The organism is Providencia sp. PROV252 (assembly GCF_033676005.1).
Lineage (GTDB): Bacteria > Pseudomonadota > Gammaproteobacteria > Enterobacterales > Enterobacteriaceae > Providencia > Providencia vermicola.
Genome location: NZ_CP096295.1, coordinates 44914 through 59662 on the forward strand (window position 1 = coordinate 44914; position 14749 = coordinate 59662).

Below are 14749 nucleotides of genomic sequence, written 5' to 3' on the forward strand. Positions count from 1 at the left end.
TCAGCGCAGCTTGTCGGCCATGCGGGCCGTATGAGTGATTGCGGCGCGGCTATCGGGGGCGGAATGGCTCATCACGATCATGCTGGCCTTGGGGAACGCCGCACCAAACGCGCGCGCTGACGCGGCGTAGTGCTCAGTGTCGGCATCACCGAGATTGCCGAGCGACTTGGCCTTGCTGTCCTTGATCAGGCAGCCACCAAAAGCGATGTCGGTGCCGTCGATCCCAACGGTGATATTGTCACTGGTGTGGCCGGGGCCGGGGTAAAATACCTTGAGCGGGCCAAAGTTGGGCGCGGTTGCTGGTTCGACCCAGCCATTGGCGGCGAAAGTCAGGCTGTGTTGCGCCGCAACCATCCCCTCTTGCGGGGCAAGCTGGTTCGACAACGCATTGGCATAAGTCGCAATCCCCGCCGCATGCAGCGCGTCCATACCGCCCATCTTGTCCTGATGCGCGTGAGTCACCACCGCCAGCGCGACCGGCAGGTTGATCTCCTGCTTGATCCAGTTGAGGATCTGGGCGGTCTGGTCATCGGTCCAGGCGGTATCGACCACCAGCACGCGGCCGCCATCCCTGACGATCAAACCGTTGGAAGCGACTGCCCCGAAACCCGGCATGTCGAGATAGGAAGTGTGCTGCCAGACATTCGGTGCGAGCTGGCGGAAAACCAGATCGCCAAACCGTTGGTCGCCAGTTTCCATTTGCTGGCCAATCGTCGGGCGGATTTCACCGGGCATGCACCCGCTCAGCATCAATGCAGCGGCTAATGCGGTGCTCAGCTTCGCGACCGGGTGCATAATATTGGGCAATTCCATCAAGTTTTCCTTTTATTCAGCATTAAAAACCCCGCAAATGCGAGGCCTAGTAAATAGATGATCTTAATTTGGTTCACTGTAGCAAAAATATGGGGCGAATTCAAACATGAGGTGCGACAGTTTCAAAAGCCATATGATAATCAACAAGCTGAGCAAATTTCTCTAATGGTGTAAGCCAATCTAACGCCTTTCTAGGACGAGTATTCAGTGACATGGCAACTTGATTTAAATAATGCTGATCTGCTGGCAATCAGGGGCATCGGTACGACTGGGCATCATCTTTCCCGTTCTTTTATATGCAGGAAGAACCTGCATTCTCAAGCGCACTCGATGCCTTCCAAAAAGCAGGTAATACTGTCATTGGCAATGACGTTTGGATCGGCTCTGAGGCAATGGTCATGCCCGGAATCAAGATCGGGCACGGTGCGGTGATAGGCAGCCGCTCGTTGGTGACAAAAGATGTGGAGCCTTACGCTATCGTTGGCGGCAATCCCGCTAAGAAGATTAAGAAACGCTTCACCGATGAGGAAATTTCATTGCTTCTGGAGATGGAGTGGTGGAATTGGTCACTGGAGAAGATCAAAGCGGCAATGCCCATGCTGTGCTCGTCTAATATTGTTGGCCTGCACAAGTATTGGCTCGAGTTTGCCGTCTAACAATTCAATCAAGCCGATGCCGCTTCGCGGCACGGCTTATTTCAGGCGTTATGCAGCCAAATCCCAACAATTAAGGGTCTTAAAATGGTAAAAGATTGGATTCCCATCTCTCATGATAATTACAAGCAGGTGCAAGGACCGTTCTATCATGGAACCAAAGCCAATTTGGCGATTGGTGACTTGCTAACCACAGGGTTCATCTCTCATTTCGAGGACGGTCGTATTCTTAAGCACATCTACTTTTCAGCCTTGATGGAGCCAGCAGTTTGGGGAGCTGAACTTGCTATGTCACTGTCTGGCCTCGAGGGTCGCGGCTACATATACATAGTTGAGCCAACAGGACCGTTCGAAGACGATCCGAATCTTACGAACAAAAGATTTCCCGGTAATCCAACACAGTCCTATAGAACCTGCGAACCCTTGAGAATTGTTGGCGTTGTTGAAGACTGGGAGGGGCATCCTGTTGAATTAATAAGGGGAATGTTGGATTCGTTGGAGGACTTAAAGCGCCGTGGTTTACACGTCATTGAAGACTAGTCCTTTGCATAACAAAGCCATCAAACCGGACGCCAGAGATTCCGCGCCTGTTGCGCATGGCTTCGCCATTTTATGCGCAATAGGCGCGCCACCCTGTCGCCGTTTATGGCGGCGTTAGATGCACTAAGCACATAATTGCTCACAGCCAAACTATCAGGTCAAGTCTGCTTTTATTATTTTTAAGCGTGCATAATAAGCCCTACACAAATTGGGAGATATATCATGAAAGGCTGGCTTTTTCTTGTTATCGCAATAGTTGGCGAAGTAATCGCAACATCCGCATTAAAATCTAGCGAGGGCTTTACTAAGCTTGCCCCTTCCGCCGTTGTCATAATCGGTTATGGCATCGCATTTTATTTTCTTTCTCTGGTTCTGAAATCCATCCCTGTCGGTGTTGCTTATGCAGTCTGGTCGGGACTCGGCGTCGTCATAATTACAGCCATTGCCTGGTTGCTTCATGGGCAAAAGCTTGATGCGTGGGGCTTTGTAGGTATGGGGCTCATAATTGCTGCCTTTTTGCTCGCCCGATCCCCATCGTGGAAGTCGCTGCGGAGGCCGACGCCATGGTGACGGTGTTCGGCATTCTGAATCTCACCGAGGACTCCTTCTTCGATGAGAGCCGGCGGCTAGACCCCGCCGGCGCTGTCACCGCGGCGATCGAAATGCTGCGAGTCGGATCAGACGTCGTGGATGTCGGACCGGCCGCCAGCCATCCGGACGCGAGGCCTGTATCGCCGGCCGATGAGATCAGACGTATTGCGCCGCTCTTAGACGCCCTGTCCGATCAGATGCACCGTGTTTCAATCGACAGCTTCCAACCGGAAACCCAGCGCTATGCGCTCAAGCGCGGCGTGGGCTACCTGAACGATATCCAAGGATTTCCTGACCCTGCGCTCTATCCCGATATTGCTGAGGCGGACTGCAGGCTGGTGGTTATGCACTCAGCGCAGCGGGATGGCATCGCCACCCGCACCGGTCACCTTCGACCCGAAGACGCGCTCGACGAGATTGTGCGGTTCTTCGAGGCGCGGGTTTCCGCCTTGCGACGGAGCGGGGTCGCTGCCGACCGGCTCATCCTCGATCCGGGGATGGGATTTTTCTTGAGCCCCGCACCGGAAACATCGCTGCACGTGCTGTCGAACCTTCAAAAGCTGAAGTCGGCGTTGGGGCTTCCGCTATTGGTCTCGGTGTCGCGGAAATCCTTCTTGGGCGCCACCGTTGGCCTTCCTGTAAAGGATCTGGGTCCAGCGAGCCTTGCGGCGGAACTTCACGCGATCGGCAATGGCGCTGACTACGTCCGCACCCACGCGCCTGGAGATCTGCGAAGCGCAATCACCTTCTCGGAAACCCTCGCGAAATTTCGCAGTCGCGACGCCAGAGACCGAGGGTTAGATCATGCCTAGCATTCACCTTCCGGCCGCCCGCTAGCGGACCCTGGTCAGGTTCCGCGAAGGTGGGCGCAGACATGCTGGGCTCGTCAGGATCAAACTGCACTATGAGGCGGCGGTTCATACCGCGCCAGGGGAGCGAATGGACAGCGAGGAGCCTCCGAACGTTCGGGTCGCCTGCTCGGGTGATATCGACGAGGTTGTGCGGCTGATGCACGACGCTGCGGCGTGGATGTCCGCCAAGGGAACGCCCGCCTGGGACGTCGCGCGGATCGACCGGACATTCGCGGAGACCTTCGTCCTGAGATCCGAGCTCCTAGTCGCGAGTTGCAGCGACGGCATCGTCGGCTGTTGCACCTTGTCGGCCGAGGATCCCGAGTTCTGGCCCGACGCCCTCAAGGGGGAGGCCGCATATCTGCACAAGCTCGCGGTGCGACGGACACATGCGGGCCGGGGTGTCAGCTCCGCGCTGATCGAGGCTTGCCGCCATGCCGCGCGAACGCAGGGGTGCGCCAAGCTGCGGCTCGACTGCCACCCGAACCTGCGTGGCCTATACGAGCGGCTCGGATTCACCCACGTCGACACTTTCAATCCCGGCTGGGATCCAACCTTCATCGCAGAACGCCTAGAACTCGAAATCTAACGTCCGTTCGGGCATCGAGGTCCATGTCGGGGTGGGACGGGCCCGTGGCTTCAAGATCACTTGCAGTCCGACCGCGATGTCTTGGTTGCGCGAGAGGTTGTCGACAGGCCATGCTGAGTGTGCGATGGTTGATCGCTTCCTCGCCGCTCTCCACGGCGACGATGGCCGCCGCCATCAGCAAGTGCGCCAGTTCCCCTATGGTGCCCTCGCTGCGTGTGAGCAGGTAGCGAGCCATGTCCAGCGTGGCAATTGGGGAAGGCCGGCGCAGCGGGAGCGAAGCGGCGAAGCTGGCCAGCAGTGAGCAGCAATCGTCGTTGGCCTCCCATACCGGCAGCATCATCGGCTCGAAGCGATTTTCCAACTGGTCATCGGAGCGGATGGCTAGGTAGGCGTCGCGCGTGCCTACCCCAACCAACGGGATGCGCAGTTCGTTGCCGAGGAAGCGCAGCAGGTTGAGGAATTCCCGGCGGTTGACGCTGTTGCCGGCCAGCACGTTGTGCAGCTCGTCGATCACCAGCATGCGCACGCCGACCTTGCGCAGCAGTGCCAGAGCCAGTTGCTCCATTTCCGGCAACCGTGGGCGTGGGCGCAGCGGCGCGCCCATCGCGGCGAGCAGCGCGACGTAGAAGCGGATCACGGACGGCTCGGACGGCATCTGCACGACCAACACCGGGATGTGCTCCTGGTCGGCGTCGGAGCTGGCCGGGTGGGTGCGGCGGAACTTCTCGACGATCATCGACTTGCCATTGTTGGTCGGGCCAACCAGCAGCAGGTTGGGCATGCGTTGCTTGTTTGGCCACGCATAAAGGGCTTCCAGCCGGTTCAGCGCCTCGACTGCGCGCGGATAGCCGATCCAGCGGTCGGCGCGAAGGCGCTGGATGCGCTCGTCCGCCGGAAGACGGGCCAAGCCCTGGGCCGCCGGCAGCAGGTGGGACAGGTCGATGATGGGATATTCGTCCACGGCTACCACTCCTCAATCTGGTCGAACGGTTTGGCGGGTGGCAAGTTGTCTGCCTGCGGGTCGGCAATATCCGTATCCGGCGGAACGGGCTTGTCCGGCCGAGCTGATGTCTTGAGGTGCTGGCGGCGATCCGCGTCACGCCGCGCCTTGCGTGTGGCCTTCTGCGCGCTGGTCACAATCTCACGCATCTGGCCGATCATGCGGAACAGCGCCGACTCATCCACCTGTTCGCGCCCTTGCTGCCGCAGTTTCGCCAGCGCCTGCCGTTGTTCCCAGAGGGTGACAGCCGGATGCGACAAGGTACGGTAGGGAATTTCCAGGTAATGCTGTCCCTCCGGTTCCAGGACCCAGATACGGCTGATGTCGCGCGGATCGCGCCGGATCAGAAAGGACGGCCAGCGTTCACGCCGCGCAATCCACGGCTTGAGCGCATCGGCGGGCACTGTTGCAAAGTTAGCGATGAGGCAGCCTTTTGTCTTATTCAAAGGCCTTACATTTCAAAAACTCTGCTTACCAGGCGCATTTCGCCCAGGGGATCACCATAATAAAATGCTGAGGCCTGGCCTTTGCGTAGTGCACGCATCACCTCAATACCTTTGATGGTGGCGTAAGCCGTCTTCATGGATTTAAATCCCAGCGTGGCGCCGATTATCCGTTTCAGTTTGCCATGATCGCATTCAATCACGTTGTTCCGGTACTTAATCTGTCGGTGTTCAACGTCAGACGGGCACCGGCCTTCGCGTTTGAGCAGAGCAAGCGCGCGACCATAGGCGGGCGCTTTATCCGTGTTGATGAATCGCGGGATCTGCCACTTCTTCACGTTGTTGAGGATTTTACCCAGAAACCGGTATGCAGCTTTGCTGTTACGACGGGAGGAGAGATAAAAATCGACAGTGCGGCCCCGGCTGTCGACGGCCCGGTACAGATACGCCCAGCGGCCATTGACCTTCACGTAGGTTTCATCCATGTGCCACGGGCAAAGATCGGAAGGGTTACGCCAGTACCAGCGCAGCCGTTTTTCCATTTCAGGCGCATAACGCTGAACCCAGCGGTAAATCGTGGAGTGATCGACATTCACTCCGCGTTCAGCCAGCATCTCCTGCAGCTCACGGTAACTGATGCCGTATTTGCAGTACCAGCGTACGGCCCACAGAATGATGTCACGCTGAAAATGCCGGCCTTTGAATGGGTTCATGTGCAGCTCCATCAGCAAAAGGGGATGATAAGTTTATCACCACCGACTATTTGCAACAGTGCCTTCAAACCAGTGACAGCATTACTCATTCAATCTTGGAACTCATCAACAATATGTTGATTGATCTTCTGGCAACAATGGCCCGCCTAGACAATGAGAAACGTATAGAACGTATTAAGCAGGGCCTGGCACGTTCGGGTTACAAACCAACAGGCAAGAAGGCAAATGAGGCTAAACATAAACGAATAAAAGAATTGCTAGTAGTTGGCAATATGACTAAGGAAGAAATTGCCAAAGCAGTGAATTGTGGAGTTGCAACTGTCTATCGAGTTGCTAAAGTTATCTAAAAGAGGCTTATCTCAACGCGCCCCCAATGGGGCACCGCTGCATTCAGGTTACTTCACATAAGAAATTTTATGTTAAATGATTGTTAGAAATGCCCCTTGATCGAGGCATTTTCTATAAAGAATACTAAAAACTAATTAAAGCCAACCAAGTTTCAAAACAAGGCAGTTCTCAGCAATCATATTTTTAAATTATATAACTCCCAACTGAGCTTTTGCTCCAACGATAAGGCTTTCATTTTGAGTTTCTAAGGCAAATAAACCATACATCAAAGGAGAGGCCGCTGCTCTTTCTAAAGTCTGTTCATATAGTTTATTCCAAACTTTACCCCCTAGTTTTTCATACTCGATGATTAGAGTTTTGAGGCTTTCTTCTCCAAACAAAGTTACATGCCCAGCAAAATCAATCGCTGGGTCATCTATATGGGCTGTTGACCAATCAATAACGCCTGAAACAGCTCCATCCTTTGAAGCTAGTACATGCCCAGCATATAAATCGCCATGTATAAATTGGGTGAAATCTGCCCATAGAACATCATTATCCAACCATTTTCTGTAGCGGGTTTCCAATTGCTCACTTATACCAATTTCAGATTTTACTAACTGCAAATTGTTTGCTATTTCAGGTCTTAAATCTGAAGGTTTCATAATTTTCAAATCATTTTCCCGAACTTCTTTTTCAGGAATACTATGGATTTCAAATAAGGTTTTTGCCAAAGATGTTATGTATTTCGGGCTATCTTTGTCCATATTCCAAATTATTTCATAGGTTTCAGCATCCAAATTTAAAACAGGATTATCTTTAAGTATGGGATAAGCCACTAATTCTGTAGATGAAATTCTCCAATCAGGAACCTCTACAGAAAGATGTTTTTTTACCAATTCTAAAATGCGTTTTTCTTTCTTGATTTGTTCCCTCATGCCATCACGACGAGGAATACGCAGCAACCATTGTTGCCCCTTTGTATCAAGAGCAAAAACGACCTTAAAATCAATGCCCATTTCATTGAAATTCATTTTGTCCGTAAGCAACAAGCCGTGTGCTTCAGCAAGTGATTGAATATCTTGAATTGTCATTTTTAATTTCCTTTAAAGAGTTCAATAATTAATGTTCGGATTAGATTGGCTATCATTAACAATCTCTCTCAAAAGTCTTGATGATTTTGTGGTCTTTGATCTCGTAGATAATGTCAGCAATATTATCGACCAATTGCTTGTCATGAGATACGAAGATAATAGTTCCTGCATAGGACTTCATCATTGTTTCTAATGCGGCAATACTTTTTAGGTCAAGATAGTTTCCTGGTTCATCCATAAGCAAAATATTATATTTTCCTAAAAGCATTTTGGATAAAAGCAGTTTGATGATTTCACCTCCCGATAAGTCGGATAAGTTTTTTTGAATATCATTCGCTCCGATCCCCATTGAAGCCAATACTGCACGAATTTCCGCAACTGTGTACTCGCACTCTTCCTGCATAAAGGAGAGCACAGATTTATGCGTGTTAAATTTATATCCTGTTTGTGTAAAGTAGCCAATTTCAGCTTTTGGAGATATGGTTAATCCATCAGCACGTTCTGATATCATTTTTAACAAGGACGTTTTCCCTGTTCCATTCGATCCAGTTATAGCGACTTTAGCGCCAAGCGGTATTATAAAGTTAGCGTCATCAAAGATAGTACGGCTACCAAATTTTAAGCTCAGACCATCTGCCGTAATCGGGAACTTATTGTGCAGTTCTAGGGCTGAACTTTGACGAAAACGAATAGAACGCAAATGCTCTGGTGCTTGAATATCTTCTAATGCAGCCAAACGCTTTTCCATACTCTTAGCTGCCTGATACAGTTTTCTTTGCTTGGTGCCAGTCATTTTTGCATGCCCAAGTCGTCCAGCACTTTCGGTAGAGTTTTTGGATTTTTCTCCTTTTTTCTTATTGTCTAATCGATTAGCTTGCTGGCGTTTTTCTTGCACAGCAGATTCTAATCGCTCCCGTTCCTTCATCATCAGCTCATATTCTACGGCTTGGTGTTGTCGCTCTTCTTCTTTTTGACGCAAGTAATCCGAGTAACCACCCCAATATTCCGTAATTTTACCGTCTTTTAACTCCCATATCTTGTCTACAACCATATCAAGAAAATATCGGTCATGACTGATAACAAGTAATGCTCCATCAAATGCTTTAAGTTGACCAATAAGTAGATCTATTCCATTGAGATCAAGGTGGCTGGTTGGTTCATCCGCTAGAATGCCATGTACTTGTTGGGAAAATGCGGCAGCAATTTTTGCACGAGTTTCCTCTCCGCCACTCATTGTGTCGTTTTGTACATTGGAAACACCAAGGCGAGATAACATTGCCCGGTCTTCGACCGTTTCTATTTCGATTCCGCCCAGTTGGCTGATATGTGCAAAATCACCAAAACGCTGTAATGTCGCTTCGGCTAAAACAATTTCGCCATTAAGTACTTTGAGTAAACTACTCTTTCCTGCTCCGTTATCACCCACAAGACCAATACGGTCATAAGAGTGAATTTCCAATTCATCAATATCCAAAACATCACGCCCAGCATAATCCAAGCGTATGTTTCTCGCTTTAATAATTAAACTCATTTTTATTTACTCCTGTTTAGCTCTTGAAATTTTTTATGCAGCAAACAGGATTTAGGTGAAAACAAAAGCTAGCATCACAGTGTCCTCCCAAAAAAAAAGCTATTCATCCACAGGGTGGACAAATAGCTAGTCAATTAAGTTATAACTGGAAACTATGCACTAAAAGCATACTTATAAATTAAGCATACTTTTACTTTATATATCCGCATATATTCTTAAAGACACAACAAAAGCCCACCATTATAAAATAGTGTCACTATGCAAATAGTTGTGTCTTAACGAATGCGGATAGAATGCATAAACTTACCTAAAAAATAAAATTCAGTTTTATGATAACTTTACTGTTAAAAGAAGTCTAGACAACCTTGTTTTATGCTTGGATATAAGGCTTATTTTAGGCACTGTTGCAAAGTTAGCGATGAGGCAGCCTTTTGTCTTATTCAAAGGCCTTACATTTCAAAAACTCTGCTTACCAGGCGCATTTCGCCCAGGGGATCACCATAATAAAATGCTGAGGCCTGGCCTTTGCGTAGTGCACGCATCACCTCAATACCTTTGATGGTGGCGTAAGCCGTCTTCATGGATTTAAATCCCAGCGTGGCGCCGATTATCCGTTTCAGTTTGCCATGATCGCATTCAATCACGTTGTTCCGGTACTTAATCTGTCGGTGTTCAACGTCAGACGGGCACCGGCCTTCGCGTTTGAGCAGAGCAAGCGCGCGACCATAGGCGGGCGCTTTATCCGTGTTGATGAATCGCGGGATCTGCCACTTCTTCACGTTGTTGAGGATTTTACCCAGAAACCGGTATGCAGCTTTGCTGTTACGACGGGAGGAGAGATAAAAATCGACAGTGCGGCCCCGGCTGTCGACGGCCCGGTACAGATACGCCCAGCGGCCATTGACCTTCACGTAGGTTTCATCCATGTGCCACGGGCAAAGATCGGAAGGGTTACGCCAGTACCAGCGCAGCCGTTTTTCCATTTCAGGCGCATAACGCTGAACCCAGCGGTAAATCGTGGAGTGATCGACATTCACTCCGCGTTCAGCCAGCATCTCCTGCAGCTCACGGTAACTGATGCCGTATTTGCAGTACCAGCGTACGGCCCACAGAATGATGTCACGCTGAAAATGCCGGCCTTTGAATGGGTTCATGTGCAGCTCCATCAGCAAAAGGGGATGATAAGTTTATCACCACCGACTATTTGCAACAGTGCCCATCGGCGTAGTAGTGGATGTGGTCGATGACAAAGCCGGTGCGGGTCAGCGTGCGCCGGAGGATCGGCAGAAAATCGACCAGGAACGAAGTAGCGCGTGTGACGACGGCCGGTACGCCGACACGCGCCACGGCCTCGGCCCAGCGCGCGGCCGGCGGTTGGAGCAGGCCGTTGTGCACCGAACCGTGGTAGGTGCCGACCGCCAATGTGAGCCAGCGCTCTAGCTCGCGCAGCGTCAGGGCGGCCTTGTTTTCGGAATCGTAGTCGCCGCGCTGGTCAGGGTTGGAGAAGGTCGTTCCCGGCAGTTCGTCGTGAATCATCTGCATCGCCGTGCCGATGATCCGTTCCACGATGCCGCCATAGTGCGGCTGTCCCAGCGGGCGATAGTCCAGCCGGATGCCATGCTGCTCGCAACCCCGGCGCAGGGCCTCGCTCTTGAACTCGGCCGCGTTGTCTAGGTAGAGCAGCAAGGGCTTGCCGCTCATCTGCCAATCCATTTCCACGTTCAGTCCTTCCAGCCAAGGGCGCTTGTCGCAGGCGACATGCACGAGGCACAGGCCAACCGAAACGGCAGACGGCGCTTCCAGCGTGACGACCATGCCGAGCACGCAGCGGGTGAACACGTCGATGGCGAGGGTCAGGTACGGGCGGCCAATAGGTTGCCGGTCGCGGTCATCGACCACGATCAGGTCGATGACCGTATGGTCTATCTGCACCTGCTCCAGCGGCGCGGTCACGGCAGGAGGCTCGCCGCCCACACCTTGTAGGTCACGAGCGGCATCCTGGCCTTCCCGCCGGCGGATGACCTTGCGCGGGTCAAGGCTAGCGATCCGTAAGGCCACGGTATTGCGCGCCGGCACTCGCAGTTTTTGAGCCTTGCACACCTGAGTGACTTCGCGGTGAAAGGCCGCTAGGCTGCGCTTCTGCTTGGTCAGGAACCGCTTTTGCAGTAGCTCGTGGATGACGCGCTCGACCGGTTCCGGCAAGCGCCCCTTACCTTTACCTCCACCGGACTGGCCGGGCACCAGATCCGTCACGAGGCCGCTGCCTTGCCGGGCACGCCGGATCAGAACGTATACCTGGCGCCGAGACAAGCCCAGCGCCTGAGCCGCCATATCGGCCGCTTCGTGCCCGACCGTCTCCGACTGCGCCAACGGACTGATGATCTCCGCACGACGGCGCGCACGCTCCCAAGCCTCATCAGGCAGAGTGGCCACGCCTTGTTCTGGAATCCGTGGGGTGTCCGTCGCCATGCTCACCTCGCTTTGGTGCACACGAGTATTGAGCATAGTCGAGATTGGTGCAGATCACTTCTGATATTGAACTGTCAGGAGCTGGCTGCACAACAGCCATTACGCCCAATCAACTGGTGCAGTCGTCTTCTGAAAATGACATCCATGCCCAGCCCGTGCGCGAGCTGGATCACCGCCCGCACGATAGTTTGGTCACGGGCATCATCCGGGAGCCTGGCGACAAAGGATTGGTCGATTTTCAATGTGGTGATGGGGCAGCATTTCAGATGTTGCAGGCAGGAATAGCCGGTGCCGAAGTCGTCGGCGGCGAAGCGCACGCCGATGGCGCGCAAGGCGTCGAAACTGGCAAACAGGGCTGGATTGCCGAATGCGACCGATTCGGTCAGTTCGATCTCCAGAAGCTCGGCGGGCAGGGCCATATCGGCCAGCACCCGCTTTACCTCGTCGTCGAACGTTGGCCCAACCTGGCTGGCGGACACATTGATGGCAAGACGGAACGGTTGCCATGCCGGTCCTTGCCACTTGTGCATCTGGCGACAGGCCTCGCCCAGCACCCACGCGCCTATTTCCGGCATCAGGCCGAACGACTCGGCCAGCGGCAGGAACTGGCCGGGCGGCAACAGGCCAAGCCTCGGATGCCGCCAGCGCATCAACGCTTCCGCGCCAGCGATCCGGTGATCGCGCAGATCGACCAGCGGCTGGTAATGCAGGTCAAGCTGTCCGCGCGCCGCCGCCTGCGCCAACTCGGCCGCCGTCCATCCGGCGGGCTGCGAACTCGTCATGATCCGCCCCGGAAGGCGCGCAGCAGCCGCGTTACGGCCAGAACGAACAAGCCGGTCAGCGCGAGCGCGGCAACACCCCAATGCTCGCCAAGGAAGGCACCGGCGGTCGTCCCGGCCAGCACGGCGGCGAGAATCGGCAGATGGCAGGGGCAGGTCAACACGGCCAGCGCACCCCACAGGTAGCCGGAAACGGGTTGGCGCGTCTCGGGCGGCAGTTTGTCAGGGGCGTTCACGGCAATGCCTCCTCGTGCGCCCGCTCGGCTGGCATGGAGGCCAGTTGCGCGTCCAGATGGGCCAACGCCGCGCGCCGCCGCTCGACCAACTGGCGCAGCACGGCAAGCTGCGCTGCGGCTTGTGCGCCGTCCGCTGCGTCGAGCGCACGGCACAGCCGCGCCAGGGCATCCAGGCCGATACCCGCCTCGAAGGCCGCGCGCACGAAGCACAGCCGTTGCAAGGCCGCATCGTCGAACACGCCGTAGCCGCCCGTGGTGCAGGCCACCGGCCGTAACAAGCCGCGCACCAGGTAGTCGCGCACGATATGTACGCTCACCCCAGCGTTATGGGCCAGTTGCGATACCGTGTAGGCGCTCATCGCACACCTCCTTGTCCTCACCCGGCGCAGCAGGAAAGCTGCTTCACATCCTTGTTGAAGGTCTGCGCCGCGAGCTTCAACCCTTCGACCATCGTCAGGTAGGGGAACAACTGGTCGGCCAGTTCCTGCACCGTCATCCGGTTGCGAATCGCCAGTGCGGCCGTCTGGATCAGTTCGCCCGCTTCCGGGGCCACTGCCTGCACGCCGATCAGTCGTCCGCTGCCTTCTTCAACCACCAGTTTGATGAAGCCGCGCGTGTCGAAGTTGGCGAGCGCGCGCGGCACGTTGTCCAGCGTTAGCGTGCGACTATCAGTTTTGATGCCGTCATGGTGCGCTTCCGCCTCGCTGTAGCCTACGGTCGCCACTTGCGGGTCGGTGAACACCACGGCCGGCATCGCGGTCAGGTTCAGGGCCGCGTCACCGCCGGTCATGTTGATCGCGGCGCGAGTGCCGGCCGCTGCCGCCACATAGACGAACTGCGGCTGGTCGGTGCAGTCGCCTGCGGCGTAGATGTGTTCCACGCTTGTACGCATGCCGGGGTCGATGACGATAGCGCCTTGCGGGGTGAGCGTGACGCCCGTCGCATCCAGTGCCAGCTTGCGTGTGTTGGGCGCGCGGCCGGTGGCGACCAGCAGCTTGTCGGCGCGCAGTTCGCCGTGCGCCGTGGTGAGCACGAATTCGCCGTCCCCTTCACCATTGATATACGCGACCTGGCTGGCCTGGGTGTGTTCCCTCACCTCGATGCCCTCCATGCGGAATGCGGCCGTGACGGCTTCGCCTATAGCTGGGTCTTCGCGGAAGAACAGCGTGCTGCGAGCCAGGATCGTCACCTTCGCTCCGAGTCGGGCGAACGCCTGCGCCAGCTCCAGCGCCACCACTGATGAGCCAATCACGGCCAGGCGCTTAGGAATCGTCTCGCTGACCAGCGCTTCAGTGGAAGTCCAGTACGGAGTGTCTTTCAGGCCGGGAATCGGCGGCACGGCCGGGCTCGCGCCGGTGGCGATCAGGCAGCGGTCGAATGCCACCACGCGCTCGCCGCCGTCGTTGAGTTGCACGATCAGGTTGCGATTGTCCTTAAAGCGGGCGGAGCCGTGCAGCACAGTGATCGCCGGATTGCCCTCCAAGATGCCTTCGTACTTGGCGTGGCGCAGTTCATCGACGCGGGCCTGCTGCTGGGCCAGCAGCGCCGTGCGCTGGATGGTCGGCGTGGTAGCGGCGATGCCGCCATCGAACGGGCTTTCCCGGCGCAGATGGGCGATATGGGCGGCGCGGATCATGATCTTGGACGGCACACAACCGACATTGACGCAGGTGCCGCCGATGGTGCCGCGCTCGATCAGCGTGACACGTGCGCCTTGCTCGACGGCCTTCAGCGCCGCTGCCATCGCGGCCCCGCCGCTGCCGATGACGGCGATATGCAATGCGCCGCTGCTACCCGTCTTGTCGTTTCTGCCCAGCAGATCGCGCATCTTGTCGAGCAATCCGCCCGGCGTCGAAACTGAGGGGGCATCGGCCAGCGTGGCCCGATAACCGAGTCCAGCTACAGCGGCCGTCAGCGCGTCGGGTGACGTGCCGACCTCAATGGCGAGCTTGGCGCTGCCCTTGGCGTAGGAGACATCCGCTGATTGCACGCCGGGCACTTTCTCCAGGGCGTCCTTGACATGCACTGCGCACGAGTCGCAAGTCATGCCGGTGATTTTGAGAGTGCTCATACCATCGTTCCTTATTCGTGTGGGCCGCCGTGTCGCACGGTCAGCCGTC

Annotated in this window: 14 protein-coding genes and 5 pseudogenes; 6 read left to right on the forward strand and 13 right to left on the reverse strand. The window is 55.0% G+C overall.

What is annotated here, in order from left to right; translation table 11 throughout:
- Both M1F05_RS21350 and M1F05_RS21355 read right to left on the reverse strand, forming a co-directional pair.
- Complete coding sequence (locus tag M1F05_RS21350; protein ID WP_004201164.1) at positions 1–813, reverse strand: subclass B1 metallo-beta-lactamase NDM-1; 813 nt, start codon at positions 811–813, stop codon at positions 1–3.
- Positions 814–913: 100 nt separating this feature from the next.
- A pseudogene (locus tag M1F05_RS21355) lies at positions 914–1057 on the reverse strand (IS30 family transposase); the annotation flags it as partial.
- Here M1F05_RS21355 and M1F05_RS21360 point away from each other — a divergent pair.
- The 5 genes and pseudogenes from M1F05_RS21360 to M1F05_RS21380 form a co-directional block, all read left to right on the forward strand.
- Positions 1056–1469 (forward strand): annotated as a pseudogene (locus M1F05_RS21360) (CatB-related O-acetyltransferase); the annotation flags it as partial. The pseudogenes M1F05_RS21355 and M1F05_RS21360 overlap by 2 nt on opposite strands.
- Positions 1470–1553: 84 nt before the next feature.
- The gene (locus M1F05_RS21365; RefSeq protein ID WP_001749986.1) at positions 1554–2006 is read left to right on the forward strand and encodes an NAD(+)--rifampin ADP-ribosyltransferase Arr-3; all 453 of its coding nucleotides are present in this window, start codon (positions 1554–1556) and stop codon (positions 2004–2006) included.
- Positions 2007–2228: 222 nt separating this feature from the next.
- Positions 2229–2576 (forward strand): quaternary ammonium compound efflux SMR transporter QacE delta 1, encoded by a 348-nt coding sequence (locus tag M1F05_RS21370; RefSeq protein WP_000679427.1) that lies wholly within the window; start codon positions 2229–2231, stop codon positions 2574–2576.
- A complete protein-coding gene (gene sul1 / locus M1F05_RS21375; RefSeq protein ID WP_000259031.1) occupies positions 2570–3409 on the forward strand; it encodes a sulfonamide-resistant dihydropteroate synthase Sul1 in 840 nt (279 codons plus the stop codon). The genes M1F05_RS21370 and sul1 overlap by 7 nt, the downstream gene beginning before the upstream one ends.
- A gap of 127 nt (positions 3410–3536) precedes the next feature.
- The gene (locus tag M1F05_RS21380; protein WP_000376623.1) at positions 3537–4037 is read left to right on the forward strand and encodes a GNAT family N-acetyltransferase; all 501 of its coding nucleotides are present in this window, start codon (positions 3537–3539) and stop codon (positions 4035–4037) included.
- Here M1F05_RS21380 and M1F05_RS21385 read toward each other — a convergent pair.
- The 3 genes and pseudogenes from M1F05_RS21385 to M1F05_RS21395 all read right to left on the reverse strand — a co-directional run bounded on the left by M1F05_RS21385 (position 4006) and on the right by M1F05_RS21395 (position 6193).
- Positions 4006–4998 carry a TniB family NTP-binding protein gene (locus M1F05_RS21385; protein ID WP_001381192.1) on the reverse strand — a complete coding sequence of 331 codons (993 nt, stop codon included), beginning with the start codon at positions 4996–4998 and terminating at the stop codon, positions 4006–4008. The genes M1F05_RS21380 and M1F05_RS21385 overlap by 32 nt on opposite strands.
- A gap of 2 nt (positions 4999–5000) precedes the next feature.
- Positions 5001–5435: pseudogene (locus M1F05_RS21390) on the reverse strand (Mu transposase C-terminal domain-containing protein); the annotation flags it as partial.
- A gap of 53 nt (positions 5436–5488) precedes the next feature.
- The gene (locus M1F05_RS21395) at positions 5489–6193 is read right to left on the reverse strand and encodes an IS6-like element IS26 family transposase (protein WP_001067855.1); all 705 of its coding nucleotides are present in this window, start codon (positions 6191–6193) and stop codon (positions 5489–5491) included.
- A gap of 56 nt (positions 6194–6249) precedes the next feature.
- Between M1F05_RS21395 and M1F05_RS21400 the strand changes: the two are divergent.
- Positions 6250–6540: pseudogene (locus M1F05_RS21400) on the forward strand (helix-turn-helix domain-containing protein); the annotation flags it as partial.
- A gap of 189 nt (positions 6541–6729) precedes the next feature.
- Here the strand turns inward: M1F05_RS21400 and M1F05_RS21405 are convergent.
- The 8 genes and pseudogenes from M1F05_RS21405 to merA form a co-directional block, all read right to left on the reverse strand.
- Positions 6730–7614 (reverse strand): Mph(E) family macrolide 2'-phosphotransferase, encoded by an 885-nt coding sequence (locus M1F05_RS21405; protein WP_000155092.1) that lies wholly within the window; start codon positions 7612–7614, stop codon positions 6730–6732.
- Positions 7615–7669: 55 nt separating this feature from the next.
- Positions 7670–9145 (reverse strand): ABC-F type ribosomal protection protein Msr(E), encoded by a 1476-nt coding sequence (msr(E), locus tag M1F05_RS21410; protein WP_000052512.1) that lies wholly within the window; start codon positions 9143–9145, stop codon positions 7670–7672.
- Between the two features lie 449 nt (positions 9146–9594).
- Entirely contained in the window at positions 9595–10299 is a 705-nt protein-coding gene (locus M1F05_RS21415; protein ID WP_001067855.1) for an IS6-like element IS26 family transposase, read from the reverse strand.
- A 64-nt stretch (positions 10300–10363) separates the two neighbouring features.
- Positions 10364–11614: pseudogene (locus M1F05_RS21420) on the reverse strand (transposase); the annotation flags it as partial.
- Between the two features lie 74 nt (positions 11615–11688).
- Entirely contained in the window at positions 11689–12357 is a 669-nt protein-coding gene (locus M1F05_RS21425; RefSeq protein ID WP_001300294.1) for an EAL domain-containing protein, read from the reverse strand.
- A 35-nt stretch (positions 12358–12392) separates the two neighbouring features.
- On the reverse strand, positions 12393–12629 hold the full coding sequence (gene merE / locus M1F05_RS21430) for a broad-spectrum mercury transporter MerE (RefSeq protein ID WP_000993386.1): 237 nt from the start codon (positions 12627–12629) through the stop codon (positions 12393–12395).
- A complete protein-coding gene (gene merD, locus M1F05_RS21435) occupies positions 12626–12988 on the reverse strand; it encodes a mercury resistance co-regulator MerD (RefSeq protein ID WP_001277456.1) in 363 nt (120 codons plus the stop codon). The genes merE and merD overlap by 4 nt, the downstream gene beginning before the upstream one ends.
- Positions 12989–13005: 17 nt before the next feature.
- On the reverse strand, positions 13006–14700 hold the full coding sequence (gene merA / locus M1F05_RS21440) for a mercury(II) reductase (protein ID WP_000105636.1): 1695 nt from the start codon (positions 14698–14700) through the stop codon (positions 13006–13008).
- Between the last annotated feature and the right edge of the window lie 49 nt (positions 14701–14749).

Bases quoted from the DNA above. Each gene is read 5' to 3' on its own strand.
- M1F05_RS21370 (WP_000679427.1), top strand. From the start codon at position 2,229: ATGAAAGGCTGGCTTTTTCTTGTTATCGCAATAGTTGGCGAAGTAATC.
- M1F05_RS21405 (WP_000155092.1), bottom strand. From the start codon at position 7,614: ATGACAATTCAAGATATTCAATCACTTGCTGAAGCACACGGCTTGTTG.
- M1F05_RS21365 (WP_001749986.1), top strand. From the start codon at position 1,554: ATGGTAAAAGATTGGATTCCCATCTCTCATGATAATTACAAGCAGGTG.
- M1F05_RS21395 (WP_001067855.1), bottom strand. From the start codon at position 6,193: ATGAACCCATTCAAAGGCCGGCATTTTCAGCGTGACATCATTCTGTGG.
- merD (WP_001277456.1), bottom strand. From the start codon at position 12,988: ATGAGCGCCTACACGGTATCGCAACTGGCCCATAACGCTGGGGTGAGC.
- M1F05_RS21415 (WP_001067855.1), bottom strand. From the start codon at position 10,299: ATGAACCCATTCAAAGGCCGGCATTTTCAGCGTGACATCATTCTGTGG.
- sul1 (WP_000259031.1), top strand. From the start codon at position 2,570: ATGGTGACGGTGTTCGGCATTCTGAATCTCACCGAGGACTCCTTCTTC.
- M1F05_RS21380 (WP_000376623.1), top strand. From the start codon at position 3,537: ATGGACAGCGAGGAGCCTCCGAACGTTCGGGTCGCCTGCTCGGGTGAT.
- M1F05_RS21350 (WP_004201164.1), bottom strand. From the start codon at position 813: ATGGAATTGCCCAATATTATGCACCCGGTCGCGAAGCTGAGCACCGCA.
- merA (WP_000105636.1), bottom strand. From the start codon at position 14,700: ATGAGCACTCTCAAAATCACCGGCATGACTTGCGACTCGTGCGCAGTG.